General features: G+C 66.2%; 17 protein-coding genes. 10 read left to right on the forward strand and 7 right to left on the reverse strand.

Annotation, left to right across the window (positions count from 1 at the left end; translation table 11 throughout):
• Window positions 1-149 precede the first annotated feature (149 nt).
• The 4 genes from OU419_RS15120 to hflK (OU419_RS15135) all read right to left on the reverse strand — a co-directional run bounded on the left by OU419_RS15120 (window position 150) and on the right by hflK (OU419_RS15135) (window position 6,258).
• On the reverse strand, window positions 150-2,156 hold the full coding sequence (locus OU419_RS15120) for a heavy metal translocating P-type ATPase (protein ID WP_254476581.1): 2,007 nt from the start codon (window positions 2,154-2,156) through the stop codon (window positions 150-152).
• Between the two features lie 58 nt (window positions 2,157-2,214).
• Window positions 2,215-3,258 (reverse strand): protease modulator HflK, encoded by a 1,044-nt coding sequence (gene hflK, locus OU419_RS15125; protein ID WP_254476582.1) that lies wholly within the window; start codon window positions 3,256-3,258, stop codon window positions 2,215-2,217.
• Window positions 3,251-4,159 carry a protease modulator HflC gene (hflC, locus tag OU419_RS15130; protein WP_254476583.1) on the reverse strand — a complete coding sequence of 303 codons (909 nt, stop codon included), beginning with the start codon at window positions 4,157-4,159 and terminating at the stop codon, window positions 3,251-3,253. The genes hflK (OU419_RS15125) and hflC overlap by 8 nt, the downstream gene beginning before the upstream one ends.
• A 131-nt stretch (window positions 4,160-4,290) precedes the next feature.
• Window positions 4,291-6,258 (reverse strand): protease modulator HflK, encoded by a 1,968-nt coding sequence (hflK, locus tag OU419_RS15135; protein ID WP_254476584.1) that lies wholly within the window; start codon window positions 6,256-6,258, stop codon window positions 4,291-4,293.
• Window positions 6,259-6,852: 594 nt separating this feature from the next.
• Here hflK (OU419_RS15135) and OU419_RS15140 point away from each other — a divergent pair.
• Window positions 6,853-8,121, forward strand: a complete 1,269-nt coding sequence (locus OU419_RS15140) for an OmpP1/FadL family transporter (RefSeq protein WP_254476585.1) — start codon at window positions 6,853-6,855, stop codon at window positions 8,119-8,121.
• 367 nt (window positions 8,122-8,488) lie between these two features.
• Window positions 8,489-10,204: a lipid IV(A) 4-amino-4-deoxy-L-arabinosyltransferase gene (arnT, locus tag OU419_RS15145; protein WP_254476586.1), complete on the forward strand. Its 1,716-nt coding sequence runs from the start codon at window positions 8,489-8,491 to the stop codon at window positions 10,202-10,204.
• Between the two features lie 26 nt (window positions 10,205-10,230).
• Here the strand turns inward: arnT and OU419_RS15150 are convergent, their stop codons facing one another.
• The 3 genes from OU419_RS15150 to OU419_RS15160 all read right to left on the reverse strand — a co-directional run bounded on the left by OU419_RS15150 (window position 10,231) and on the right by OU419_RS15160 (window position 17,873).
• Window positions 10,231-14,610 (reverse strand): response regulator, encoded by a 4,380-nt coding sequence (locus OU419_RS15150; RefSeq protein ID WP_268171630.1) that lies wholly within the window; start codon window positions 14,608-14,610, stop codon window positions 10,231-10,233.
• Between the two features lie 36 nt (window positions 14,611-14,646).
• Entirely contained in the window at window positions 14,647-15,765 is a 1,119-nt protein-coding gene (locus OU419_RS15155; protein WP_254476587.1) for an HD-GYP domain-containing protein, read from the reverse strand.
• Window positions 15,766-15,944: 179 nt separating this feature from the next.
• The gene (locus OU419_RS15160; RefSeq protein ID WP_254476588.1) at window positions 15,945-17,873 is read right to left on the reverse strand and encodes an LTA synthase family protein; all 1,929 of its coding nucleotides are present in this window, start codon (window positions 17,871-17,873) and stop codon (window positions 15,945-15,947) included.
• 303 nt (window positions 17,874-18,176) lie between these two features.
• Between OU419_RS15160 and OU419_RS15165 the strand changes: the two genes are divergently transcribed.
• From OU419_RS15165 to OU419_RS15200, 8 genes are all read left to right on the forward strand, one after another.
• Window positions 18,177-18,836 carry a hypothetical protein gene (locus OU419_RS15165; protein ID WP_254476589.1) on the forward strand — a complete coding sequence of 220 codons (660 nt, stop codon included), beginning with the start codon at window positions 18,177-18,179 and terminating at the stop codon, window positions 18,834-18,836.
• A 221-nt stretch (window positions 18,837-19,057) separates the two neighbouring features.
• Window positions 19,058-20,029, forward strand: coding sequence for an iron ABC transporter substrate-binding protein (locus tag OU419_RS15170; protein WP_254476604.1), 972 nt, complete (start codon window positions 19,058-19,060; stop codon window positions 20,027-20,029).
• 99 nt (window positions 20,030-20,128) lie between these two features.
• Window positions 20,129-21,631 (forward strand): ABC transporter permease, encoded by a 1,503-nt coding sequence (locus OU419_RS15175; RefSeq protein WP_254476605.1) that lies wholly within the window; start codon window positions 20,129-20,131, stop codon window positions 21,629-21,631.
• The gene (locus OU419_RS15180) at window positions 21,628-22,734 is read left to right on the forward strand and encodes an ABC transporter ATP-binding protein (RefSeq protein WP_254476590.1); all 1,107 of its coding nucleotides are present in this window, start codon (window positions 21,628-21,630) and stop codon (window positions 22,732-22,734) included. The genes OU419_RS15175 and OU419_RS15180 overlap by 4 nt, the downstream gene beginning before the upstream one ends.
• A gap of 116 nt (window positions 22,735-22,850) precedes the next feature.
• Entirely contained in the window at window positions 22,851-23,636 is a 786-nt protein-coding gene (locus OU419_RS15185) for a COG4705 family protein (RefSeq protein WP_254476591.1), read from the forward strand.
• Between the two features lie 10 nt (window positions 23,637-23,646).
• Window positions 23,647-24,084 carry a hypothetical protein gene (locus OU419_RS15190; protein WP_254476592.1) on the forward strand — a complete coding sequence of 146 codons (438 nt, stop codon included), beginning with the start codon at window positions 23,647-23,649 and terminating at the stop codon, window positions 24,082-24,084.
• Between the two features lie 96 nt (window positions 24,085-24,180).
• Window positions 24,181-24,846: a response regulator transcription factor gene (locus OU419_RS15195; RefSeq protein WP_254476593.1), complete on the forward strand. Its 666-nt coding sequence runs from the start codon at window positions 24,181-24,183 to the stop codon at window positions 24,844-24,846.
• Complete coding sequence (locus OU419_RS15200; protein WP_254476594.1) at window positions 24,822-26,183, forward strand: sensor histidine kinase; 1,362 nt, start codon at window positions 24,822-24,824, stop codon at window positions 26,181-26,183. The genes OU419_RS15195 and OU419_RS15200 overlap by 25 nt, the downstream gene beginning before the upstream one ends.
• Window positions 26,184-26,393 lie beyond the last annotated feature (210 nt).

Below are 26,393 nucleotides of genomic sequence, written 5' to 3' on the forward strand. Positions count from 1 at the left end.
TGAGTAGTTGACGGAACCAGTCTCAACCTTGACATCATGGCAAGGTCAACACATTCAGCAAAAATATCTGGCGACCTCGACCTCGCGGGGTGACCGCGACGACAGCGGCGGAAACGATGTATGCCGGTGTGCCCACCCGATAGCCCTGTCTAACTGCCGGGCAGCACCCCATCCAGCCTCTCTGACGCTCCGCCGCCCAGTTGCCGCGGCGCCGCTACGTTGCGCTCCGGGAGCTTCTCGTCATAGCGCAGCAGGCGGCCGGCATTGGCCAGCACCAGCAGCGTGCTGAGGTTGTGCAACAGCGCCGCGACCATCGCACCAGCCGCCCCCAGCAGACCGAAGGCTGCCGCCACCACGATGGCGAGCGTCCAACCCAGGCCAATCAGCACGTTCACCTGCAGCGTGCGCCGGCACAGGCGGCTCAGGCGGATGCAGGTGCCCAGCCGGCGCAGGTCGCCATTGATCAGCACGATATCCGCCGCCGCCAGGGCGATATCCGCGCCGCCCGCGCCCATCGCCACGCCGACCACGCCAGCCTTGAGCGCCAGCGAATCGTTGATGCCGTCGCCGACCACCAGCGGGCGGAAGCCGACCTCAAGTTCCTGGTTCACTTGCCGCAACTTGTCCTCGGGCAGCGCCTGCGCCACGACGCTGGTGATGCCGACCTGCCCGGCGATGGTTTCAGCCACGCTGCGCCGGTCTCCGGTCAGCAGCAACTGACGGCGCAGGCCCAGTTCGCGCAATTGCTGCATTGCCTCGGCAGACTCTGCGCGCACGTTGTCCGCCAGCAGCAGCCAGGCGAGGAAGCGGCCATTCAGCGCCAGCCCGGCGATAGGCCCTTCGTGCAAGGGAATCGGTGGCATGGCAATGCCCAACTGCTGGAACAGCTCCGGACGCCCCAGCGCCGCCTCGCCCCCGCTCGTTCGAGCGACCACGCCGAAACCCTGGCGCTCATGGAGTTCGTTCAGCGGCAGTTGCCGCTCATGAGGCACCAGTGCCGCCAGTGCCCGGCTCACCGGGTGGCTGCTGGCCGCACCGAGGCTGGCGGCCAGTTGCATGACGTCGGCTTCCGACTCCGCCGCCGCTTCCACGATGACACTGTGCAGGCGCAGGTCGCCATAGGTCAGCGTTCCGGTCTTGTCGATCACCAGCGAGGAGAGGTCGGCCAGTTCTTCGAGGAAGGCAGAGCCGCGTATCAGGATGCCGTGGCGCGCCGCGACGGCAATACCGGCAACCGCCGTGGCCGGTGCCGACAGCACCAGCGCGCATGGGCACGCGGCCACCAGCACCGCAAGCATCGCCTGGGCATCGCTGGTGATGAACCAGGTCACGGCGGCGATCAGCAGGACCAGCAGCAGATAGCGGCCCGCATAGCGTTCGAGCAGGCGGGTGATGGGCGGCTTGGCCTGTTCCGCACGCTGCATGAGCGCGATCACCTTGCCCAGCGTGGAGTCGTCGCCAGTGCGTGTCACTTCTACACGGAGCAGGCCGTCGAGGTTGATCGCGCCACCATAGATATCGGCGCCCGCAGCCACCTCCACCGGCACCGCTTCACCCGTGATGGGCGCGGTATCCAGGCTGGCCTGCCCTTCGAGTACCCGGCCATCGGCCGGCACGCGGTCGCCTGCGCGGACCTCCACCTGGTCTCCCGCCTTCAGGCGGGCGTTGTCAACCTCGCGCACCTGCCCATCGGCCTCGATGAGGCGCGCCTGACTGCGCGTCAGGCGTCCCAGCGCCTCGATCGCCTCCTGCGAGCCGAGCACGCTGCGCTCTTCGAGCACGTGGCCGAAGATCATGATGATCGGCAGCAACGCCGCGGTGGCCAGGTCGCCGGTAGCCCAGGCACCCAGCATGGCCAGGCCGATGAGTTGGTCGGTGATGCCGTGAAGGCTCGGCTGGCGCAGGCTGTGCCAGGCCGAGCGGAGGACAGGAATGGCCACCAGCAGGGAAGCGACGCCCAGCAGCAATTGGGTAACGCCCTCCTGGGCAGGCGCCAGCCAACGCCAGATCAACCCCAGGACCAGCAGCCCCAGGGCAAGCATCGCCAGGCTCAACTGGCGCGCGGCACTCCGGCGCTCGTCGGCGGACAGCAGCCCGGAGGTGAGATGCGTGTGGGCATGATGGTGATGGCCATGCCCGTGGTGGTGAGCGCTCATACCGGGCGCCTCCTGCAAAGAGAGTTTGGCACTGGCGCCGGACGGAAGGACGGTTCGATCACGGCTTCGGCCCCGGTACGATCAAGCGCCCGGCGTCGTCGGGGTTCACCGCGCTCACCGAGCCGGCACGGGAAAGAATGGCCGGTACACGCTCGCGGTAGAGACGCAGCAACAGTTCCGGGCCCTGCTGCCGGGACAGGCCGACGATGCTCGCTGTGTCGGCGCGGGCGCGGGACAGCCGTTCGGTCGCCTCGGCCTGTGCTACCTGGACCGTGCGGTCGGCGGATTGAGTGGCCTGCTGGAGCTGCCGCGCCGCTTCATTGCGGGCCTTGGCGACGGCCTGCTCGGCCTGTTGGCTGGCCGTCAGCACGGCGTTGAAGGCGCTAACCGCCGACAGCGGCAGCGACGACTGCACATCGACCCGTACCACTTCGATGCCCAGGCCGGCGCCGGCCTCGCGCAATCGCGCCAGGCTGCCATTGATACCCTGCTGCAGGTCGCCGCGCAGCCGCTCGCGGCGCTCCGCCAGGCTGGCATCGCCACCGACCAGTTCGGGGCGCGCGACGAGGATGGCGTCCATGTCGCGGGACGCACAAACCTGCACCGCATTGCGCTCCACGAGGCGGTCCAGTGCCGGCTCCACATGCGGCCCCTGGAGTGCGAAGGCATAAGGATCGCTGACCTTGTAGAACACCTGGACGTCCAGTTGCACCGTCCCCGAATCACCAGTGAGCAAAAAACCCGAGCCGGCCGTGGCATCGTTGGCCAGCGATCCGTCGTAGTCGGACTTCTGCGCAAGCTCCGAACGCAGCAGCAGCTCCACCCGGCGCTCCGTTACCCGTCCCGCCGACGGCAGCATCACAACCTGCTCGAACGGTCGCGGCCAGGCCAGCAGCAGGCCGGCGTTCTGGATACGGTCCTGGGCTCCCAGCCGCAGCACTACCGCACGACTCTCCGGCCCCACCTCGCGAACGTTGCCGAACAGCCAGCCCAGAGCCGCCAGCAACGTCACCGCGTACAACGCGATGAAACCGATGCGTCCGGCTTGCAACCAGGGCCCGCCCGCAGTTTCGCGTGCCCTTCCCCGCTGAGCGCTACTCATGGTCGTGACCGGCGCCGGCGTGGGCAGGAAGCGCAGGTCCGTCGACCAGGACACGGAACGGCGCCGCATCGGTGCGCAACACCAGCCGCGTGTTCGGCGTGACAATGGTGCCGAGCGTATCGAGGGAGCGCAGCAGGTTGTAGAGCTCCGGCGCGCCGGCATAGGCCTTGCCGTAGATTTCCGCCGCCTGGACCTGCGACTGCGCCTGGATCTCGGCGGCCTTCACATTCGCGTCGGCTTCCATTATCCGCGCATCGCGTTCGGCGGCGGACTGGATCTCGGCGGCTTTGCGCTTGCCTTCGGCGGTGCGCTCGGTGGCGATGGTCTCGCGCTCGGCGCGCATGCGATCGACCGTAGCGTCGAGCGTCACCTTGGGCAGGGTCAGGCGCTCGATCCCCACCTGGACGACCCGCACCCCATAGGTGTCGATGAGTTGCCGTTCGATCTGCTCGCGCAGCCGTTGCTCGAAGGCGTCGATGCGCACGCGGCTCGCGTCCACGTTGACCAGGTCGGCAAGCTCGAAGCCACTGGCGGTGGTTTCCAGCGCCGAACCGACCAGCGTGCGGATCTGCCGAGCGGCCTCGTCCGGCTGATTCTGCACGGCGCGCATGAAACGCTGGATGCTTTCCGAATCCGGCGCCACCTGCCAGGCGATATAGGCCTGCACGATGATCCGCAGACCATCGCGGGTACCGACATCCTGCAAGCCGCTGGAGGTGGTCCGCAACCGCAGGTCCACCGGCACCGCCGCCTCGAACGGCAGCGGCCAGCGCCACGCCAGGCCCGGATCGGTCAGCACCCGCGCGGGATTGCCGAAGCGCGTGATGACGGTCGCCTCGCCGACGCGGACCTGGACGAAACACGCCGTCGCGGCCATCGCCAGCACCAGCAGCGCCGCCATGCCGATTCGTCGCCAGGCCGGCCCTGCGGGGCTGTCAGGCCCGTCGTGGGAATGCCCCTGGTGGGAATGATCGTGGGAGTGCTGGTGAGCATGGCCATGGGCGCAATCGTGGGCATGCGTGGAGTTCGAGCTCAATTGGTGCGCTCCTGGGTGCGGCTGGATACGGGGTCGGCCGGAACCGCGTAACCGCGCAGGTCGAGGGTCGGAGCCTGGTCGGCGGCCAGGCGGTGGTCGATGATCAGGCTGTTCGCGCCTGCCAGCCCCTGGGACAGGCGCCCCAGGTACTGTTCAAGAATGAAGGCCTGGCCGGCGCGCTGCCAGGCAGTGCGCTCCGCGCCAAAACGGAGCTCGGCGGTGCGCGCCTGGGCGGTAGTTTCGTGGGCGGTGGCGGTGGCCTTGTCGGTCAGTGCGGTGGCGTTGAGTTGCGCAAGGTTGGCCCGCTGGGCGGCCAGCCCGCGGTCGCGCGCGATCAGCGCCTGAGCCGTGATCTGCGCGGCCTGTACGGCATGGTAGGCATTGGCAGCGCCGGCAGGCGGGTGGATCGCCTCAACCGAGGTCGCCAGCAGTTCCACACCGCTGCCCAGTCGGTCGAGGTCGGCCTGCACGGCCTGGCCGATATCCCGCCCGAGCGCCTCGCGCTCGGCCCCCAGCACACCGTCCAGAGAGCGGCCCGCGAAGTCGTGGACCAGCACGCGATTGGCAATGCTGCGCAGCAATTGGGCGACGTCGGTGCTGTGGTAGGTCGCCGCCAGCGCCGCCTCGTCACTCATGCCGATGCGGTAGATGAAGCGCACGTCCATGTTGACGATCTGGAAGCCCTGGCGAGCGCCATCGACGCCGGCGATGACCTGCGAATTCTCGCTCAGGTGCCTGGCATCCCACAGCCGGTTGGCCGTGACCGGTGCCGCGCCCTCGGCGCCGGCCAGCGGTTCCGACGCGGCATCGGCGCCGGATGTCGCCAACTCATGGATAACGCCGTTGTCCACGCTCAGCACCTTGCCGAAGGGCCACGGCAGGCCGACATGAAGTCCCGGCGGATAGACTGCCACGGGCTTGCCGAAACGCTCGTATACGCCCCGCGCGTTCATCGGCACTTCCGCAATGCCGGTCAGCAGCCAGCCGACCACCGCCACCAGCGCCGCCACCGGCAGGAATGCCCGGCGCATGAAGTCGAACGCCCAGACCTGGCGCAGGTCGATGCCCAAACGCTGATGCAGCTCGCCCTGCAGCACCGCCAGCGGGCGCGGTGGCCATTGCAGCAGCCCGGCGACCAGGCTGCGCGCCACCAGTACTGGCTCCTCGCGCGGGCGCCGGGGGCTGAACACCGACAGTACCGCACGCACCATCAACTCCAGTGCAGCCAGGGCGGGCAATGCCCCGACCAGTACCGCCAGCCGGCCTGGCCATGCGCGCACGCCATCAATGAACACCAGGCTGGCGACGCTCGCCACCTGCACGATGATGACCAACCGCAACATGGCGGCCAGCGCCTCGGCCTCGGGCCAGGCGGTATCGCTTTCGGCGGCCAGATGGCGCTCGACCACCACCAGGCAGAACGCAGAGACCACCAGGATGCCCACCGCGACCCAGGTGACCTGGCCCGAGGCGAGCGGCACCGGCAGATCGAAACGCCAGATGCTCCTGACCAGCAACAGCGCCACGCCCGCCAGCCCGATCAGCCACAGCGCATCGCCACCGACTCGCTCGACCTGCCGCCGGCAGGCACTGACCATGCGTTCGAGCCAGCGCTCGTAGCCGGCCAGCACTTCGGGCTCGCCCTGCTCGGCAGGCGCACCGCGCCAGAACGCCAATGGCGCCGGTGTATGGCCGATGGCGGCGACACGCCAGCCAACCACCCGCCACGCCGACTGCGCCGTTGCGGCCAGCAGGAAGAGTGCCGCCGCGTTGACCGCCAGCAGCGCGGTCCAGTGAGAGTCGGGCGAGAACAGGCCGACGATGTAGCCCAGCAGCCAGAACAGTAGCGCGGTCACCGCCGGCAGGCAGGTCAGCAGCACCAAGCGGCGCGCCAGAACCACCGATCGCTGGAAACGGGGAAGCCCATCGAGCCCCCCTGCCTCGGTGTCCAGATCGACTCTCATGAAGACTCCAGGAATGCCAGGCGTAACTGGCGGCAAGCGGAACAGGTCAATACCGGCCTGTCCCGGTGGGCGGCCGCAAGAAAATAAAGCAATGTTATAACCAAAAAGGTGAAGAAATTGTTCATGGATATTCCGATCCGATGATCAATCCCCGCTCTTGCGCGACATCATGGATGCCCGGCCCCCCCGCACTGCAACCTGCGCTCCATCGCGCGGGCCGATCGATGCAGTATCAGACCCGAAGGTTCGCCAGATGCGTTCATCGGTTAGCCATCCTGTTCCCAATGCTTCTCTTCTCGCGACAGGCCGCGTTCGGGAAATGCGCAGATACTGCCAGGAGCTGGCTGAACGGCGGCTGACATCCATTCCCAGCGCATCCAAAGGGTTGGGGCTTCTTGCGAGCCGCCAGGTGTCATGAAATGCGCATCGGCTTCGCCGGGAAAGTTGCACATCGCCCATCGCTATCTAGTCTGTCCTTCAAGGCCCTTCCCAACCGGGATGGATCGCCGCCTCCAGTTCGCATTCGGAGCGAGGCCCGTCGAAGCATCGTCGTGTCCGATAGCAGAACTGCGGGGGAAATAAATGAAGGCAAACATGCGTGCCAGCGCTCTGGGGCTGGTCTGCGGGCTGTTCGCCGGGAACTCGTTCGCTGGCGGCATCATGATCTACGAAGCGGGACAGGAAGGCGCCGCCCTGGCCAACGCTGGCGCGGCCGCACTGGCCAGCGACCCCAGTGTGCTGATGAACAACCCCGCCGGCATCGCCGGACTGGCCGGCACGCAGATCAGCGCCAACGCCCAGCTGATCCTCGGCGACCTGCACTTCTCCCGCGACAGCAACAACCAGTTCGACGGCAACGAAGGCGGCAATGCACTGCAATGGCTGCCCGGCGCGAGCCTGTTCATCAGCCATCAGGTCGATGACCGCTCCGCCATCGGCTTCGGCATGTACGGCAACTTCGGCCTGGCATTGAACTACGACGACGACTGGGCCGGCCGCTACTTCAACCAGGAAGCCGCAATCATCGGCGTGTCGTTCCAGCCCACCATCGCGCACAAGTTCACCGACCAGCTCTCCGTTGGTATCGGCCCGCGCATCATGTATGGCTACTACCGCACCGAAATGGCCATCAACAACAACCTGCTGGGGCTGGCGGACCGCCCCGACGGCCAGCTCGAGTACAAGGACACCGACGTCGGCACCGGGGTAAACCTCGGCCTGCTGTACGAGTTCAGCGGGCGCACCCAGGTCGGTCTCGCGTACACCAGCAAGGTCAAACTGGAATTCAAGGACAGCCCCGACGTGCGCGACGTCAGCAACCCGGTCATCAACGCCGCGCTGCGCCGCCTGGACGTCAACTCGCTGGAGCTGGATGTGAATGTCCCGCAGACAGTGCTGCTGAGCGTGGCGCACCAGCTCGATCCGCAGTGGAAGCTGCTGGGCAGCCTGGGCTGGCAGGACTGGAGCGAGTTCGGCAACATCGGTGTGGACGTGGATGCCGATGCCAGTGGCGTGTCCCGCACCGTCGACCGCCAATACAAGGACACCTGGCACGCCTCCCTCGGTACGCAATACCAGGCCAACCCCCGCCTGCGCTGGAGCATGGGCCTGGGCTACGACAGCTCGGCGGTGGATGACAAGGACCGCACGGTCGACAACCCGATGGGCGAGACCTGGCGCCTGGCCACCGGCATCAACTACCAGGTGGAAGAAGGGCTCGATCTGCACCTGGCCTACACCCTGGTGTGGATGGGCGACATGGACGTCGAACAGACCAAGTCGCGCTCCGGCACGACGCTTTCCGGCACCTACAAAGATGCTGCCCTGCACATCATCGGCGGTGGCGCCACCTGGCGCTTCTGAGCCGGCAGCCCCAGCACGACAACAGGATAGGCAGCGTCGGCCACAACGAGCTCCACACCCTGCCCCGCGCGAGCTCCAGCGGCGCCTGGCCAACGATGGCATCGACTCGCCGACGAAATACGCCGGCGCCGGGCGGGACACTCCAGCCTGCCTGTCGGCCAGATCGCCAACGAACCGGGCTATCGGCGTGCCACCTCATTCTGCCGTGCGCGCCAGCGCGGGTTCGGCCTGCCGCCGCTGAAGCAGCGCCGTCTGCCGAAGTCCTGAACGCCGCGTCGAAAGCCGCCCTCAGTCCCAGCTAAGTTTCGCCTCGTAGCCTCCGTCATCGCGCCAACGCGGGCGCAGGAGACCATCGAGGAACGACCCGATGACGGACATAACGCTCACTTCGCAGCGCATCCCGAAATCCCCTTATCCATCCATCGAGCGCGCGCTGCCGGCGCTGGCCTACCCGGCACTGCTGCTGGTCTTCGCCCTGTTCTTCCTGGCGCCGTTGGGCTTCCACGGGCTCTGGATACCGGACGAGACTCGCTACGCCCAGGCAGCCCAGGAAATGCTGCACGGCGGCAACTGGGTGGCGCCCCACTTCATGGGGCTGCGCTACTTCGAGAAGCCCGCCGGCGGCTACTGGCTGATCGCGCTCGGCCAGGCGCTGCTGGGCGACAACCTGTTCGGCGCACGCATCGCCTCGGCGCTGACCAGCGCGGCCACCGCGGCACTGATTTTCCTGCTCGCCCGCAAACTGTGGAACGACACCTGGAAGACCTGGACTGCCGGCCTGCTGTACATGAGCTTCGGGCTCGCCGCGGGACAGGCCGGCTACGCCAACATCGACCCGCAGCTGACACTGTGGATCACCCTCGGCCTGGTCGCCTGCTGGTACGCGCTGGAAGGCGTCAACGCGCGCGAACGCTGGTCGGGCTGGGGCCTGCTGGGCGTGGCATGCGCGATGGGTTTCATGACCAAGGGGTTTCTTGCGTGGCTGCTGCCGGTCATCGTGGTGGCACCCTACGCGCTGCTGCACAAGCGCTGGCGCGAGGTACTCAAGGGCGGGCCGCTGGCGATACTGCTGGCCATACTATTGAGCCTGCCGTGGGCCATCGCGGTCAGTCGGCGCGAAGCGGACTTCTGGCAATTCTTCTTCTGGAACGAGCATATCCGCCGTTTCGCCGGCAGCAACGCACAGCACGCCGCGCCGATCTGGTTCTTCATACCCCTGCTGTTCGCCGGCGCCCTGCCGTGGGCGCTGCTGGTGGTGCCCAGCCTCCGGCGCAGCTGGCGCGAACGCAGCGAGCGGCGTAGCGCCTATCTCGCCCTCTGGTTCGCCATGCCTTTCCTGTTCTTCAGCCTGAGCAAGGGCAAGCTGCCGACCTATATCCTGCCGTGCTTCGTACCGTTGGCCCTGCTGATGGCGAACACCCTGGTGGACAAACTGCGCCAGCGCGACCTGCTGGCACTGCGCGGCAACGGACTGCTCAACCTGATGCTGGGAAGCTTTGCGCTGCTCGGCCTGGGCGTCGTCCAGGCGGTGCACCCGGTCTACCTTCATCAGCCCCTGCAAATTGCCCTGGCAGTGCTGGTGTGCCTGACATGGGTACTGTGCGGCCTTGCGCAGTGGCTACGTCCGTCGCGCTACTGGCTCGCCCCCGCTCTCGGGCTATGGGTGCTGATCGCGCTGCTGCCCGCCGCGATGCCCTCCTCGGTGGTCGACAACAAGATGCCCGACCAATTCATCGCTCGCCACCTGGACGCGCTGAAAGCGTCGAGGAGCCTGCTGAGCAACGAGCTTGGCGCCGCATCGGCACTGGCCTGGCGATTGAACCGCAGCGACGTGACGCTGCTCGACGTGACGGGCGAGCTGCAGTACGGCCTCGCTTATCCCGACGCCAGCGACCGCCGGATCACCACTCAGGAGGTGCAGGCCTGGCTGGCCCGGCACATTGCGAACGGCCCGGTAGGTATCGTGCTGAGCCTTTCCGGCAAGGAGGGCGGCACGCCACCCTCGTGGATTCCGCCGGGCTCGCAGGTATTCCGTGAAAACAACCTGCTCATCGTAATCAGCCGGACAGCGCCGGCGCCATGACCCGGCGCGCACGCAGACGGCGCCCATCACCGGCCGCCCAGCCCCATGAGTTCCTGCAGGCGTTGAAGAGCCAGGTCGTAGTCGAACGACTCGATCGCCAGTGCCACCCCAGCCAGTTGCGCAGCCTCGGGCCTGCCCCGGTAGATCCCGCCGAGCCTGGCGATGGCATCCTCGGCAGCGGTATCGCTGCGCAGCAACAGCCCAGCGAGCTCACGCAGCAAGGTGGGCCCATCACCTGGCTCGCAGGGAGGCTCCGCCGCGGGCTCCCCGGGGGGCATGAGGTGGAGCGCCAATCCGGCCAGCACCAGGTCGAGCTCCACCTGCAGCGCGGCCAGCAATGGCGCCACCACCTGCGCCGGCAAGTGCTGTCGGCACGCATCCTCCAGCGCCTCCGCCGCCCTGGCCACGGCCAGGGCGCCGATGTTCGCCGCCGCCCCGCGCAGGGAGTGAGCCGAGCGACGTTTCGCGGACGGGTCGACTTCATCGTCCAGCGCCTCGAACTGGGCGGCGAAATCCTGGTAGTTCCCGTGGAAGCGGCGCAGCAGCCGCTCGTACAGGGCGGCCTTGCCCGCGCAGGTAGCAAGCCCCGCACGTGTATCGATCCCCGGCAGCGGCGCACCGGCGGCGTCGGGACCAGGCACTGGCAGTGCGCCTACCACTGTTCGGCGATGCGGCACGACCCAGCGCGAAAGCGTGCGGAACATGACACCCGGGTCGATCGGCTTGGCAATGTGGTCATTCATTCCCGAGGCCAACGCCAGCTCGCGGTCGCCGGTCATGTTGTTGGCAGTCATGGCGATGATCGGCAACTGGCTAAGCTCGGGCATCTGCCGCAGCGCGCGAGTCGCCGCATAACCATCGAGAACCGGCATCTGGCAGTCCATCAGCACGCAGTCGAAATCCCTGTCCACCGTCAGCCGGTCGATCGCTTCCTGGCCGTTGCAGGCAAGAACGACCTCGACGCCCGCCTCGCCGAGCAGCTCCAGGGCCAGCTCCTGGTTCAGCTCGTTGTCTTCCACCAGCAACATCCGGCTGCCGCTCACCCCGGCCAGCGCATCGGCCTTGGCGGTCTCGCGCTCGCGGCTGCGCGGATCGAGCAGCGCCTGCCGGCCCAGCGCAAGGTTGATCGCTTCGAGCAGCGTGGATGGCGTGACTGGCTTGGTCAGCACCATGCCCAGATCCACGCCACGCTCCCGAGCCTCGGCCAACGCTTCTTCGCGACCAAAGGCGGTCACCATGATCACCGCAGGAACGCTTGCCGCGTCCGCCGCCCGCAGCCGCTCGACGACTTCGATGCCATCCATGCCCGGCATCTGCCAGTCGACCAGCATCAATTGATACGGAAGGCCGCGTTCGTCAGCCTCCGCTATCCACTCCAGCGCCTCCACTCCGCCCCGCGCGAGATCCACCTCCAGGCCGTAGCTCACCGCCATCGACGAGAGGATTTCCCGCGCCGAGGCGTTGTCATCGACCACCAGCGCGCGCACGCCAAGCAATTCATCCGCCCGCCGGGTCCGGCGCGGCACAGGCCCCGGCTGAAGGCCGAAGCGGGCGAGAAAGTGGAACACCGAGCCACGCCCGGGCTCGCTGTCCACCCAGATCCTGCCGTTCATCAGCTCCACCAGGTTCTTCGATATCGACAGGCCCAGACCGGTACCACCGAAGCGCCGCGAGGTCGACGAGTCGGCCTGGATGAAAGACTGGAACATGCGTCCGCATTGTTCGGCAGTCATGCCGATCCCGGTGTCGCGCACCCAGAAGTGCAGATCCGTGCTGTCCGAAGCGAGCGCCGCCACCTCGATGCCGAGAACTATCTCGCCGCGCTCGGTGAACTTCACCGCGTTGTTACCCAGGTTGAGCAGCACCTGGCCGAGGCGCAACGGATCACCGATCAGCGCGGTCGGCAGGTCGGCGCTCAGCTGGAACAACAGTTCCAGCGACTTCTCTTCCGCGCGGAAGCCGATCAGGCTGGCGAACTGGTCGAGCACATCCTCCAGGCGGAAGTCGATGCGCTCCACCGTCATCATCCCCGCCTCGATCTTCGAGAAGTCGAGAATGTCGTTGATGATCCCCAGCAGCCCTTCGGCGGAACGATGCACCTTGTGAATGTAGTTGCGCTGGCGGGGATCGAGATCGCTTTTCAAGGCCAGGCTGCTCATGCCGATGATGACATTCATCGGCGTGCGGATTTCATGGCTCATGTTGGCCAGGAACTCGCTCTTGGCCCGCGTCGCCTCTTCGGCCAGGTCCCTGGCGCGACGCATCTCGCGCTCGACGAGGTTGCGCTCGGTGATGTCGTAGAACCAACCCAGTACGGCGAACTCGCCGTGGTGCTGGATAGGCAGGCAGGTTGCCTGGATTTCCCGCTCGTTGCCGTTGCGGTCAAACATCCGACATTCACGCTCCAGGTACTGCTCACCGGCGCGCATATGGTCCCAGATGGCCTGCTGATCGGCGGGATCGACGTACAGCGCGACAGTTTCCCCGCCAACGTTCAGCCCGAAGGTCTCGACGAACTTCGGGTTGGCGAGGTGAATCTCCCCATGCGTCGCGATGGCCACGCTCACCGGACTGCAATCGAGGATGTATTGCAGGCGGCGCTCGCTGTCCTGCAGCGCCGCCTCCATTACCCGGCGTTCGCTGATGTCACGCACCGAGGCACACACGCACGGCCCGTGCCCGAGCAGATCCGGCAACGGCGCCAGGGCGATTTCCACGGAGAACTGGCTGCCATCCCTGCGCAATCCGAGCAGGTCGGAGCCGCCCCGGCCCATCTGGCGGCTGCTGTGTTCGGCGAAGAACCCGCCGCGCAGACGCCCGTGGCTCGCCCGATGGGCTTCCGGCACCAGTTCATCCACCGAGCGCCCGAGCAGCTCGTCATGGGAGTAGCCGAATAGCACCTCCAGCCTGGGATTGGCCAGGATGATGCAGCCTTCCTGGTCTACCACCAGCATGCCGTCGGGCGCCGATTCGAGGATGCCCTGGTACCAGGCCTTGGTCGCCTGGATTTCCAACTGCCGCGACTCCAGTTCGCGAGTCTGCGCCTGCAGGTCGGCGGCCTGACGCTCCATCAGTTCCGCCTGGGCAAGGGTTTCCGCGAGAAGCTGCCCGGTGTGCGATGTCCGTTCGAGAATTTCCAGGTTCATCGCCAGCAGGGGCACGAACTCATCCAGCAATGAACGCTGGCTGGCGCCCGGTGCCTCGGTGACTTCCAGCGCGAGCACGCCCACCAGGCGCTCGCCGTGTATCAGCGGCAGCAGTTCGCTGAATGCCGCCCACGCGCCTTCGTGCGACTCCGGCGGTGGCGGCAGCTTCAGGTTGATGGGCTGACGCTGTTTCGCGCATTGGCCGACCAGACCCTCTCCCGGCGCCAGGCGACGCGGCACACTGGCCGACGCGGCATAGCTGCCCAGCAGCAGGAGGTCGCTTTCGCCCTCCGCCTGCACGTGGATCGTCGCGCTGAAGAGTGGCAGCGAATGGGCGAGGACAGCCAGGATCCGGTCGCCCAACTCTCTGGAACCCGCCACCGATTGCATCTCGCTGCTCAGCGCCGCCACCTGGGTCTTGACCCAGCGCTGGCTGGCCATCTGCCGTGCCTCGGACTGCAATTCGGTGATGGCCCGCGCCATATCTCCGATTTCGTTGGGGTAGTCCTGGAACGGCACCCGTATGTCCAGTTCGCCCTTGCTCAGTGCATCAACCGAGTTGCGCAGCGAATCGGCTGGCCGGCGAATCGACAGGCTGATCAGGATGCCGAACAACAGGCCACCGCCGACCCCCAGGGCCATCAGCCAGAAGGTCAGCTCGACACTGCGGCGAAAACGCTCCGAAGCCAGCTTGACCTCCAGGTCGGCGCCGGCGCGCTTGATCTGCGCCACCTCGGCCAGCGCTTGGTTGGCCACCTCGCCGGGGCGTTGCAGCGCCGCCGACGACAGCAGCGAGATCGCCGCAAGGTCCGAGGAACGCCCCATACCGGAAGCCTGGCCATCGAGTTCCAGCACACGTTCGATCTGCGCCTGGTACTCCTCATAGGCCGACTCGAAACGAACCATCCCGTCCTGCGCCCGCGAACGATAGATGAGCGGCCGCGCCTGCTCGATTTCCTGGCGCAGGGTCACCTGTCCTTCTTTGAGTTCCTGCAACGCCAGTTCCCGACCGCCCGGATCCGACGCCAGCACCGCCTGGCGGACGCTACGGCCCAACCCGGCCAACGCGACCCGTGCCGCCTCGATATGCGAGAGGCCGAGCATTTCCTTCTCATAGATCTGGTTGATCTGTTCGTTCTGCTTCTGCTGCACGCTCAGGCTGTACAGGCCGATGACCAGCGCCAGCAGCAGCGTGCCACCGAAGCCCAGCAACAGTCGGGTACGCAGCGGCAGGCGCTGGAGAAATCCGAGCGGACTCATCGAACCTACCCCCTTACCGGACCTGCGCTCGAGCGCTCAAGGCTTTCCCTGGGGCCGGCTGTCGCGGAAACGCTCGGCGATACCCTGGAACTCTCCGTGCAGGGCCACGAAAGCATCCACCACGTCGGGATCGAAGTGCCGGCCACGCTGCATCTCGATGAGCTGCATCGCTTCGGCATGGGGCATGCCGGTCTTGTAGATGCGCTGGCTGATCAGTGCGTCGTAGACATCCGCCAGCGCCATGAGCCGCGCCGCCACGGGAATCGCATCGCCCGCCAGGCCCTGGGGGTAGCCGCTGCCATCCCATTTCTCGTGGTGGCTGTAGGCGATCTGCTTGGCCAGGCGGAGGAACGGCACGTCCATGCCCAAGCGTTCCTCGGCCTTTTCCAGGGCCTCCAGCCCGAGCGTGGTATGGTTTTTCATCACCTCGAACTCATCGCTGGTCAACCGCCCCGGCTTGAGCAGGATGTAGTCCGGAATCCCGACCTTGCCGATGTCATGCAGGGGGGCGGACTTGAAGAGCAGCCGCACGGTCTCGTCGTCCAGCTCGGCGGCAAAGCGTGGATGCGCCTGCAGGTGCCTGGCCAGGGCGACCACGTAGTGCTGGGTGCGCCGGATATGGTTGCCGGTCTCGTTGTCGCGGGTCTCCGCCAGCGAGGCCATCGCCAGGATGGTGACATCCTGGATGGCTGCCAGCTCCCGGGTGCGCCGCTGCACTTCCTGCTCCAGGAAGTGATTCTGGTCGCGCAGGAAATCAGCCGCGGCCTTGACCCGCAACTGGTTGTCCACCCGCATCAGCACGACGGGAGGGTTGATCGGCTTGGTGATGTAGTCCACCGCCCCCAGGTCGAGGCCCCGGATTTCATCCTCGACCGAACCCTGGGTGGTGACGAAGATCACCGGAATATCACGCGTCCGTGGCTGCTCGCGCAGCCGCCGGCATACCTCGAAGCCGCTCATGCCAGGCATCATCACATCCAGCAGGATGAGGTCCGGCGGATCGTCGGACGTGGCGATCTGCAACGCCTTCTCGCCGGTCCTGGCTGCCTTGACGCGATACAGCAGCTTGAGCAGCTCAGTGAGCAGTGTGAGGTTTTCCGGGGTGTCGTCGACGATCAGGATCGTCGGCCGGACAACGGGACCAGGCTCATTCATTGACCATCCTCCGCCGAAGTGAACGCGCCTACAGCTCATCCCGCTTGCACGCGGAAATGAGTATAGCCAGCGCCACACGGGGCGCACGCGCACGGTGCGCGGCAGCATTGCGCCGCTCACCGTCGCGGGTACGGTCTACCTCCAGCCCGGATCGGAACCTCGATCAGGGTGAAGGAAGATCACTGGGTCGCCGTCGGCTTCCAGTCCAGCAGATGGCGGGTAAAGCCATAGCTCGCCGACTGGTAGTAGCTCACCGCACGGTCCACCAGCGGGTCGCTCAGGCTGGCGGCCACTTCCTCGCTCGCCCCAAGGGCCTGGTTATGCCGGCGCAGGACGGCACGCGGGCTCAGGATGGCGAGGTCCTTGCCATCGAACAGGCCCAGGTGCTGGTAGTTGCCAATGACCACGCGCGGCTCAAGCGAGCTGGGCGTCATCAGGCTGCGGCCGAAGAAGGTCGATTCGTAGCTCAGGTTCAGCATCGACAGCAGCGTGGGCGCGAGATCGATCTGGCTGGCCAGCTCCCCACGCTCGCCAGCGGGCAACAGCTTGGGCGCGTAGATGAACAGCGGGATCTGGTAGTTCGCCACTGGCAGGTCTTCCTTGCCCGCACTGCCGGCCGTGTGGTCGGCCACGAACACGAAGATGGTGTTGTCGAACCAGGGTTTGCCCTTCACGTCCTGCAGGAACTTGCCGATGGCATAGTCGGTGTACTTGACCGCACCGTCACGGCCATTGCCAGAGGGGATGTCGATGCGCCCTTCCGGGTAGGTGTATGGACGATGGTTCGAGGTGGTCATCAATTGCAGGAGGAAAGGCTTGTTCCTGGCGAAGTTCTCGTCCGCCAGCCTGATCGCCTGTGCATACAGGTCCTCGTCGCTCATTCCCCACGCATTCTTGAAGTGGATGTCGGCCTCGTTCACGCTCGACTGGTCCACGATCCGGTAACCGTTGCCGCCGAAGAAGGCATTCATGTTGTCGAAGTAGCCACGGCCGCCATACACGAACACAGCGTCGTAACCGACTGCCTGCAACTGCTGGCCCAGGCTCGCGAAGCCGCTTTCCCGGCCTATGCGCTTGACGATGGAGCGTCCCGGTGTCGGCGGAATCGACAGCGTGATGGCTTCCAGGCCGCGGTCGGTACGGGTACCGGTGGCGTAGAAGTTGTTGAAATAGAGGCTGTTGCGCCGCAGCTCGTCCATGTTCGGGGTGAGATTCCGACCATCGCCATTGCTGCCCAGGTACTTGGCACTGAGGCTCTCGATGGTGACCAGGACGATGTTGTGCTTCTTCGGCGTCCCCGGATTTTCGATGCGCCGGCGAATATCCAGGTGGTCGCTGCCAATGAAGCGCGCGTTCGGCTCCGCGAGTTCCGCGCGCATGCGCCGGGCCACCTCCTCGGCCGGCAACGTGGCATAGAACTGCGGGTAGTCCAGCTCATTGTTGCGGAACGCGGCGAAGAACTGGTACGGGCCGTTGCTCGACAACTCGCGGGCATAGGTATTGCCGCCCTCGGAGCGCGGGCGATCCTGGTCGACCAGGAACAGCGCGGCCAGCGCCAGCGCCAGCAGGCCGGCACATCCCGCCAGGCTCCTGCCCAGGTTCGGCACCGGGGATGTGGCGATACCACGCACGACCCTGGACATCCCGAAGGTGACCGCCAGCGAAATCAGGGCCAGGGCGCCCAGGAGCGTCCCGACGGGATAGGACTCCAGAATGTTGTTCAGCACCTCATCGGAATAGACCAGATAGTCCACCGCGATGAAGTTGAACCGAACGCCGAACTCATCCCAGAACAGCCACTCGGCCACTGCCGTGAAGAGCATCAGGTAAACGCTGGCGAACAGGACGAGGGACAGCAGCCAGCGCCAGGATGCTGCGCGCCAGACTCGCGCCGGCATCAGCAGCAGCGCCACGCCAAGCGGCAGCAGGGCATAGACCAGGAAGCTCAGGTCGTAGAGCAAGCCTATGGCGAACACCGCCAACTGGCCTGCGCCTAGATCCTGCAGGTGACCAGCCATGAGGACAGCGCGGGTCAGGAAGAAAACGATCAGCCACAGCAAGGCGATCAGTGCGAGGAAACGCACCGGAGCCGAACGCAGAAGTTGCATGGAAACACCCTTGTTGTTATGCGCGAACCTGGGCGGCAATCGCGCTGTAAAGTGCCGAATCCGGCTACCGGCGCGACTCTATAAAGTGAAAGGAAAAGAAATTGTCAAAGCGCGGCGAGTGATTATTTCAAGTTGTGTAATAGCGCCCGAAGCCAGCGGCTCGCCGGAGCCATCGGTGCAGCGTTGGGCCGTTACGGTTCAGCGGCGGGGTTTCCCACAGCGCCACCACGTCTTTTTCACATGTCTTTGACGGCGGCTTGATCGGACGACTCGATAATGAGGGCAACCATCGAGTCGCGGCCCATGAACGAACCCCAACGCCTATCAGCCTCTGCTGAACACCACGAGAACGGCGGCGTTGCCAGCGGAACGCTCAGCGCCTTTCTGCGCACGCGCATCGCCGACTGGAGGAAGAAACGCCTGCTGCGGCTCGCCCTGCGCATGGCCGAAGAGCCGATCCTCATGCTCGAAGTCTCGCAATCACCCGGCAGCTTCTGGCCGGTGCTGATGGAGCACAACAACCGGATCATCGTCGCCACCTCCCCGGCAACCGACTCCCTGCTCGCGGCGCACCGGAAGCTGCCAAGCGGGATGAATCAACGCATCAAGACCCTGCCCGGCCCCGTGGATTACGCCGAACTGCGCGCAGGGTCGGTCGACTGCATACTCATATCCGAAGTCCCGTCCTCGTCGTGCAACGCGGCGAACATCCGCCTGCTGGGCCAGCTCAGCCGGGTCACGCGGGACACGGTGATTCTCTTCGCCCGCGTCGGCAGCCGCTCGTCCCTCTCCGGCGCGATACCGCCATGCACCTGCAGTGCCGATCAGCACGCCCTGATGCCCGACTCCACCAGCGCCAAGGCCCTGGAACAGGAGTTCCAGCGCGTCGGTTTCTCGCAGATCAAGCACTACAACTTCACCCCCGGGGTGGCTGGCGTCCGCGTCTACATCCTCCGCAAATGAGTCCTCCCCAGCCCTGCTGCGCGGGCCTGCCGGCCAATGCCAGCAGCGCAATGCGCCTCGGCATCAAATGAGAATGACAATTTCTTAACGACTCCGGAGCGATCATCGCCGCCACTCGCAAGCGACGTCCCCACGGATATCGCCTTTGAAAGAACCTGATGGAGTGGCGATTGATGAAAATACGCGGTGCCTCGTTGGTCATTCTGGTAGCTGTCGCAAGCATGGCGTTGATGGGCGCGAGGGGCTCGATGGCCGCCTCGGATGCCGACGGAATCGTCGTCTACAACGCACAACATGAATCGCTGACCAAGGCATGGGCCCAAGGGTTCACCAGTGAGACCGGCATCAAGGTGACCCTGCGCAATGGCGACGACAGCGAACTGGGCAACCAGCTCGTGCAGGAAGGCAAGGCATCCCCGGCCGATGTATTCCTCACCGAGAACTCGCCCGCGATGGTCCTCGTCGATCACGCCGGCCTGCTCGCCCCTGTCGCGCCCTCGACCCTGTCACAGGTCGGCGTCCCATATCGCCCGGCGCATGGGCAATGGGTCGGCATCGCCGCCCGCTCCACGGTCTTCGTCTACAACAGGAACATGGTCAAGGAAGCGGACCTGCCCAAGTCGCTCCTCGACCTGGCTGCACCGCAGTGGATCGGCCGTTGGGCCGCTTCTCCGGCCGGTGCGGATTTCCAGGCCATCGTCGGCGCACTGCTGGAGCAGAAAGGCGAAGCCGCTACCCTCGACTGGCTGGAATCGATGAAGTCCGGCGCGAAAATCTATCGCGGCAACAACGCGGTCCTCAAGGCAGTCAACGCCGGGCAGATCGATGGCGGCGTGATCTATCACTACTACTACTTCGGCGACCAGGCCAAGACCGGCGAAAACAGCAACAACTCAGCGCTGCACTACTTCGGGCACAAGGATCCCGGCGCCTTCACCAGCCTCTCCGGCGGTGGTGTGCTGGCGTCCAGCAAGCACCCGAAAGAGGCCCAGGCGTTCCTGCAATGGATCACCGGCCCGCACGGACAAGCTGTCCTCAGGGATGGCACCTCGTTCGAATACGCAGTGGGCGAAGGCGTGGCGTCCAACCCGAAGCTCGTCCCGCTGGACCGCCTCGACGCGCCCGCAGTCGACGTTTCCAAACTTGACAGCCAGAAAGTCGTGGAACTGATGACCCAGGCAGGTCTGCTGTAAGTGACGGCGCAACAGTTCGGCCCCCAGGCGCACACCTCCCGGAGGGCCAACCCCGCGTTCGCCCGAGGCCGCGCGGCCAGGGCTGGCGGCCAGCGCTGGATGCTGGCGGCGGCGATCCTGGTGGCAGTATTTGCCATGCTTCCGCTCGCCTTCGTCGCGATGGCCGCCATCCAGGCAGGATTTCCGCTCATCGCCAAGCTGGTGTTCCGGCCACGGGTAGCGGAGTTGCTGTACAACACCCTGCTGCTGATCGCACTGACCGTCCCTCTATGCGTGCTGCACGGCGTGACAATGGCCTGGCTGACCGAGCGCAGCGATCTTCCCGGCAGGCGCTGGTGGTCGCTTCTGGTCGTCGCGCCGCTGGCGATCCCGGCGTTCGTCCACAGCTACGCCTGGGTCAGCCTGGCGCCGTCGCTGCATGGCCTGTTCCCCGCCGTGCTGGTTTCGGTCATCGCCTACTCGCCTTTCATCTACCTGCCCGCGGCGGCGGCGCTCCGCCGCCTGGACCCCGTGCTCGAAGACGTGGCCGAATCGCTCGGTGATCGGCCGGCCACGGTGTTCCTGCGCGTCGTGCTGCCGCAACTGCGCGTGGCGATCTGGGGCGGATCGCTGCTGGTCGCACTGCACCTGCTGGCGGAGTACGGGTTGTTCGCGCTGATCCGCTTCGACACCTTCACCACAGCGATCTTCGACCAGTTCCAATCGTCCTTCAGCGGCCCCGCCGCAAACATGCTGGCTGGTGTCCTGGCCCTGGCCTGCCTGGCGCTGCTCACGCTCGAAGCGACCACCCGCGGCTCGGCTCGCTACGCGCGCATCGGCGCCGGCAGTCCCAGGCCGCCACGGCAGTATCGCCTGGGCGCACCGGCCACATTGTTCGCCCTGGCCTGCTGCGCCGCCTTCACGGCCCTCTCCCTCGGCGTGCCCCTGGCGACCCTCGGACAGTGGCTAGCCGCTGGCGGGCTGGCGGTATGGCGTTCCGACGAGCTGCTGCTCTGCCTCGGCCAGACCATGCTGCTGGGTACCGCGGGCGCGCTGCTCACCACCGCCGCCGCGATCCCCATCGCCTGGATTTCCGTGCGTGCGCCGAGCAGGCTTCAACGCATGCTGGAAGGCAGCAACTACGTTGCCAGCGCGCTGCCGGGTATCGTCGTCGCGCTGGCGCTGGTCAGCGTCACGATCAAATTCGCCCAGCCTCTGTACCAGACAGTCTTCACCGTACTGCTGGCCTATGTGCTGATGTTCCTGCCACGGGCGCTGGTCAGCCTGCGCGCGGGGCTGGCCCAGGCTCCGGTAGAACTGGAAAACATCGCTCGCAGCCTTGGCCGCTCACCGCTGCAGGCACTCTGCGGCGTCACCCTGCGGTTCGCGGCGCCGGGCGCGGCGGCAAGCGTCGCCCTGGTGTTCCTTGCCATCGTCAACGAACTGACCGCCACCCTGCTCCTGTCACCCAGCGGCACCGCCACGCTGGCTACCGCCTTCTGGTCGAAGACCAGCGAGATCGATTACGCCGCAGCCGCGCCGTATGCGTTGATGATGATCCTGCTTTCACTTCCGCTTACCGGGCTTCTCTACCATCAATCCAAGCGAGTAGCAGGTCGATGAGCACACTCGAACTAAAGTCCGTCTCCCGGTACTTCGGTGCCTATGCCGCGATCGAAGACTTCAGCCTGACAATCCACGCCGGCGGCCGAGCGGCCATCGTCGGGCCCTCGGGCTCCGGCAAGACCACCCTGCTGCGCCTCATCGCCGGTTTCGAGGTACCCGACCACGGCAGCATCAGCCTTGGCGAAACCACGCTGGCGGACGACACCACCTTCATCCCTGCCCATCGCCGGCTCATTGGCTACGTCCCGCAGGACGGCGCGCTGTTCCCGCACATGTCGGTGGCGGACAACATCGGCTTCGGCCTGCCGAAGAAGATGGAGGCGCGAGCGCGGCGCATCGACGAACTGCTGGACATGGTTTCCCTGCCACGCAACATGGCGCAGCGCTGGCCCCATGAGCTTTCCGGCGGCCAGCAACAGCGCGTGGCGCTTGCCCGCGCGTTGGCGCAGAGCCCGCGCCTGATGCTCCTCGACGAACCGTTCTCGGCGCTGGACAGCGGCCTGCGCGCCTCCATGCGCAAGGCGGTTTCCAGGGTGCTGGAAGATGCCGGCGTTACCGCGATCCTGGTCACCCACGACCAGGAAGAGGCTCTGTCTTTCGGCGAACACCTGGCCGTCATTCGTCAGGGCCGCCTGGTCCAGGCAGGCGCGCCCAAGGACCTCTACTTCCGGCCCGTCGACGAGGACACCGCCGCCTTCCTGGGCGACGCCCTGGTGTTCCCCGCCTACATCAATGACGGCTGGGCGCGCTGCCCGCTGGGCAACGTCATGGTCGACGACGCGGGGGCCAGCGGCCACGCGCAGATCCTGCTGCGCCCGGAGCAGATCCACCTGAGCCACAGCGAAATGATCCGCCAGCCTGCCGATGGCTGCTACGGCACGGTGCTGGGCAGCGACTTCGGTGGCGACAAGTGCTCGGTGCTGGTCCGCCTCGAGGCGGCGGATGCCTCCGCCGACTCGCCGGAACTGGCGATCCACGTCAGGGTACCGGCGATGCACTGCCCGGGAATCGGCGACCGCGTACACCTGTTCGTCAGCGGTGGCGCGCACCTGTTCCCGGCCAGCGGCCTCGACTGGCGCGCGCAAGCCCGGGGCCGCTGAGCAGAGGGCTCCCGGCACGGCGGCGCCAACCGGGCGCCGCCCTCAGTCTCAGCTAAGTTTCGCTCCGTAGGCTCTCCACCACGCCAACCGACGCGCAGCCAACGAGACGCCTCGCCATGAACCCCACGACAAAAGCCGACTGGCTCAACAAGGTCCCGGAGGTCGCCCTGGCCTTCTGGGTCATCAAGATAATGTCCACCACCGTTGGCGAAACCTTCGCCGATTTCCTGGCCGTGGATGCCGGGCTCGGGCTGGGTATCACCACCGCTGCAATGGCGCTCCTGCTGCTGGCGGCACTCACCGCGCAACTGCGCACCCGCGCCTACACCCCCTGGATCTACTGGTTGACAGTGGTAGTGGTGAGCATCCTCGGCACGCAATTGACCGACATCCTCACCGACGAGCTCGATGTAAGCCTGTACGCCAGCACCGCCGTGTTCTCCGTCCTGCTCGCCATCAACTTCATGGTCTGGTACGCCGTGGAGCGTAACCTCTCGATTCGCGAGATCGTCACGCCGCGCCGCGAACTGTTCTACTGGGCCACGGTGCTCTGCACGTTCGCCCTGGGCACCGCCGCCGGAGACCTCGCCACGGAAGCCCTGAGCATGGGTTTCACCCTCGGTGTCGTACTGTTCGGCGCGCTGATCGCAGCCACGTTCGCCGCCTGGCGTTTCGGCGCCAATGCGGTGCTGTGCTTCTGGATCGCCTACATCCTCACCCGCCCGTTCGGCGCATCGCTGGGCGACCTGCTCACCCAGGCGAAGACCTACGGCGGCCTCGGAATGGGCGCCACCTGGACCAGCGCCATCTTCCTCTGCGTGATTCTCATCCTGGTAACGGTTGCGCAACTTGGCGCCAACAAGGGCAAATCCGCCCAACTCACCCACTCCAATGCCTCCTGAAGGAAACTCCATGCCGTACATCAAGAAAGTGACCTGCAAGATCGCCCTCGCCTGCGCCATCGCCCTGCTGGGGCTGGCCGCCGGCTGCTCGAAGTCCGAAGAGCCCGGGAACGCCGCCAGCCCGCAGGCCGCCACGGCGCCGCGTGGCGCCACCCAGTTGGGTGATCTGTCCGAGTTCCGCGCTATCGCCGCCGATGTTTCCGCGCTGGTGGACAGCAACGACCTGGCCAAGGCCAAGGCACGGATCAAGGACCTTGAACTTGCCTGGGACTCCGCCGAAGCAGGCATCAAGCCCCGCGCCGTCAGCGACTGGCACGCCCTCGACAAAGCCATCGACCGCGCCCTCGACGCACTGCGCGACGGCAGCCCGCAGCAGGCCACCTGCAAGGCGGCGATCGACGACCTGATGAAGACCTTCGACATGCTGCAGGGCAAACGCCAGGCGTGATTGCGCGAATCCAGTCTATTGTCGGATGATCCAGGCGAGGCACAGCAGCCGTGGTAGCTGGCCGGCCTCGCCCGTCACGCGCTCCGAGGCAACGGTATGCGAATTCTGCTGGTCGAAGACGACCCCATGATCGGCGAAGCCATCGAAGGCGCCCTGAAGGACGCCGGGTACGCCGTCGACTGGGTCAACGACGGGCTGATGGCGCTCTCAGCCCTCGGCACCCACGCCTATGACCAGGTCCTGCTCGACCTCGGCCTGCCCAGGAAAGACGGCCTCGGCGTGCTGGAAACCCTGCGGGGCCGGGACAACCCCGTACCGCTGCTGATCATCACCGCACGGGACAGCCTCGACGACCGCCTGCGAGGCCTGGACGGCGGTGCCGACGACTACCTGCTCAAACCCTTCGAGATGGCCGAATTGCTCGCCCGCATGCGCGCGGTGATGCGCCGCAAGGGCGGCAGCGGCTCGCCCCTGCTGAGCAATGGCGTGGTCACCCTCGACCCCGCATCGAAGCAGGCCAGCACCGCCCAGGCGCGCGACGTTCTCCTTTCCAACCGCGAATTCAGCCTGTTGCAGGCCCTACTGATACGGCCAGGTGCCATACTCTCGCGCAGCGAACTGGAAGACCGCATCTACGGCTGGGGGCACGAAGTGGAGAGCAACGCGGTCGAATTCCTCATCCACGCACTGCGGCGAAAACTGGGCAACCACATCATCAGAAACGTCAGGGGCATGGGATGGATGGTCTCAAAAGGCGACTGAGCGAGTCGGTACAGCTCCGTCTTTCCGCCGCCCTCTCGGTGACCATCCTGATCGTCGCACTGTTGGCGGGCATCTTCGCCTTCGTCTCGGCTTACGACGAAGCACTGGAAATGCAGGACAACACCCTCAAGCAGGTCGCCGCGCTGTTCGAGCGCCAGCAGATGACCCTGCACTACCCGGGCGCCACGCAATCCATCGCCGGCGACAACGAAGAAACCCGCGTGGTCGTCCAGTACCTCGCCGATGGTGCCAAGGCACCGGGTAGCGGCGACAACAGCCTGCCGCTACCACTGCCGACCGACCTCCCGGACGGTCTTTCCACCACCAGCGTGGCGGGCGAGGAGTTCCGCGTGCTGGTCAGGACCACGGCCAGCGGCGAACGCATCGCCATCGCCCAGGAAACCGAGAGCCGCGAGCGCGATGCACGGGAAAGCGCCTGGCGTGGCGTGCTGCCGCTGGTGATCCTGATCCCCGTCCTGCTGCTGGTAGTCGCCGACCTCGTGCGCAAGCTGTTCCGCCCCATCGCCACGCTCTCCGAGGAAATCGACCGGCGCGACGACCAGGACATGGCGCCAATCGACGAGCGCCACCTCCCCACCGAAGTGCGCTCGTTCGCCCTGGCGATCAACCGCCTGCTCGGGCGTGTGTCCAGGACCATCGAATCGCAACGTCGCTTCGTCGCCGACGCCGCCCACGAACTGCGCTCGCCGCTCGCCGCGCTGTCGCTCCAGGCCGAGCGCCTGGCAGCGACCGACATGTCCGGGCAAGCCAGAGAGCGGCTGGTGACGCTGCGCCAGGGCATAGATCGTGGCCGCAACCTGATCGACCAGTTGCTGATGCTCGCCAGCGCGCAGTCCGCCCCACAGAGGGCGCAGACCTCAGTGTCGGTCCACGGGATCTACCGCGCGGTGCTGGAAGACCTGCTCCCCGTCGCCGAGAGAAAGCACATCGATATCGGCGTGGATGGCGACGACTGCCAGATCGTCACCAACCCCCTCGACCTGCAGGCGCTGGTTAAAAACCTCGTCGACAATGCGGTGCGCTACACCCCCGCAGGCGGCAAGGTCGACCTGCTGGTACTGCGCCAGGGCGACCACGTGGCGCTGCAAGTGCGCGATACCGGCCCCGGCATCCCCGACGCCGAACGCGAACGCGTGTTCGATGCCTTCTACCGGGTGCCCGGCAGCCAGGAAATCGGCTCGGGGCTGGGGCTGTCGATCGTCAAGGCCATCGCCACCCGCATCGGCCTGACGGTACGCCTGGACTTCACCGATCCTGCGGCTCGCACCGGGCTGTGCGTCACCCTGGAACTGCCGCCGCAACACTCCCCCGCGTGAGCCGGGCGCCAGCCCGGCAATAGCACCATTCCCAGCTGACAAATTTGTCACCTGCGCCTCATCTGCCCGTTATCCGTGCTCCTTCACGATTCTCGTGGCCCTCGCCACGCCTGGGCGAAAACAACAACAGCAGGCGGTAACCAACCATCCTGCCCTTAGGAGCACACCATGTTTCAACGCAAACTCCCCCTGGCAGCCTCGCTGCTCGCA

It is taken from the genome of Pseudomonas triclosanedens, from assembly GCF_026686735.1.
Lineage (GTDB): Bacteria > Pseudomonadota > Gammaproteobacteria > Pseudomonadales > Pseudomonadaceae > Pseudomonas > Pseudomonas triclosanedens.

Coding starts and splice junctions, on each gene's coding strand:
- OU419_RS15190 (WP_254476592.1), top strand. CDS start 23,647: ATGCCGTACATCAAGAAAGTGACCTGCAAGATCGCCCTCGCCTGCGCC.
- OU419_RS15175 (WP_254476605.1), top strand. CDS start 20,129: ATGCTGGCGGCGGCGATCCTGGTGGCAGTATTTGCCATGCTTCCGCTC.
- OU419_RS15120 (WP_254476581.1), bottom strand. CDS start 2,156: ATGAGCGCTCACCACCACGGGCATGGCCATCACCATCATGCCCACACG.
- hflC (WP_254476583.1), bottom strand. CDS start 4,159: ATGGCGGCGCTGCTGGTGCTGGCGATGGCCGCGACGGCGTGTTTCGTC.
- OU419_RS15195 (WP_254476593.1), top strand. CDS start 24,181: ATGCGAATTCTGCTGGTCGAAGACGACCCCATGATCGGCGAAGCCATC.
- OU419_RS15170 (WP_254476604.1), top strand. CDS start 19,058: ATGGCGTTGATGGGCGCGAGGGGCTCGATGGCCGCCTCGGATGCCGAC.
- OU419_RS15160 (WP_254476588.1), bottom strand. CDS start 17,873: ATGCAACTTCTGCGTTCGGCTCCGGTGCGTTTCCTCGCACTGATCGCC.
- OU419_RS15165 (WP_254476589.1), top strand. CDS start 18,177: ATGAACGAACCCCAACGCCTATCAGCCTCTGCTGAACACCACGAGAAC.
- OU419_RS15180 (WP_254476590.1), top strand. CDS start 21,628: ATGAGCACACTCGAACTAAAGTCCGTCTCCCGGTACTTCGGTGCCTAT.
- arnT (WP_254476586.1), top strand. CDS start 8,489: ATGACGGACATAACGCTCACTTCGCAGCGCATCCCGAAATCCCCTTAT.
- OU419_RS15185 (WP_254476591.1), top strand. CDS start 22,851: ATGAACCCCACGACAAAAGCCGACTGGCTCAACAAGGTCCCGGAGGTC.
- OU419_RS15140 (WP_254476585.1), top strand. CDS start 6,853: ATGCGTGCCAGCGCTCTGGGGCTGGTCTGCGGGCTGTTCGCCGGGAAC.
- OU419_RS15200 (WP_254476594.1), top strand. CDS start 24,822: ATGGATGGTCTCAAAAGGCGACTGAGCGAGTCGGTACAGCTCCGTCTT.
- OU419_RS15155 (WP_254476587.1), bottom strand. CDS start 15,765: ATGAATGAGCCTGGTCCCGTTGTCCGGCCGACGATCCTGATCGTCGAC.
- OU419_RS15150 (WP_268171630.1), bottom strand. CDS start 14,610: ATGAGTCCGCTCGGATTTCTCCAGCGCCTGCCGCTGCGTACCCGACTG.
- hflK (WP_254476582.1), bottom strand. CDS start 3,258: ATGAGTAGCGCTCAGCGGGGAAGGGCACGCGAAACTGCGGGCGGGCCC.
- hflK (WP_254476584.1), bottom strand. CDS start 6,258: ATGAGAGTCGATCTGGACACCGAGGCAGGGGGGCTCGATGGGCTTCCC.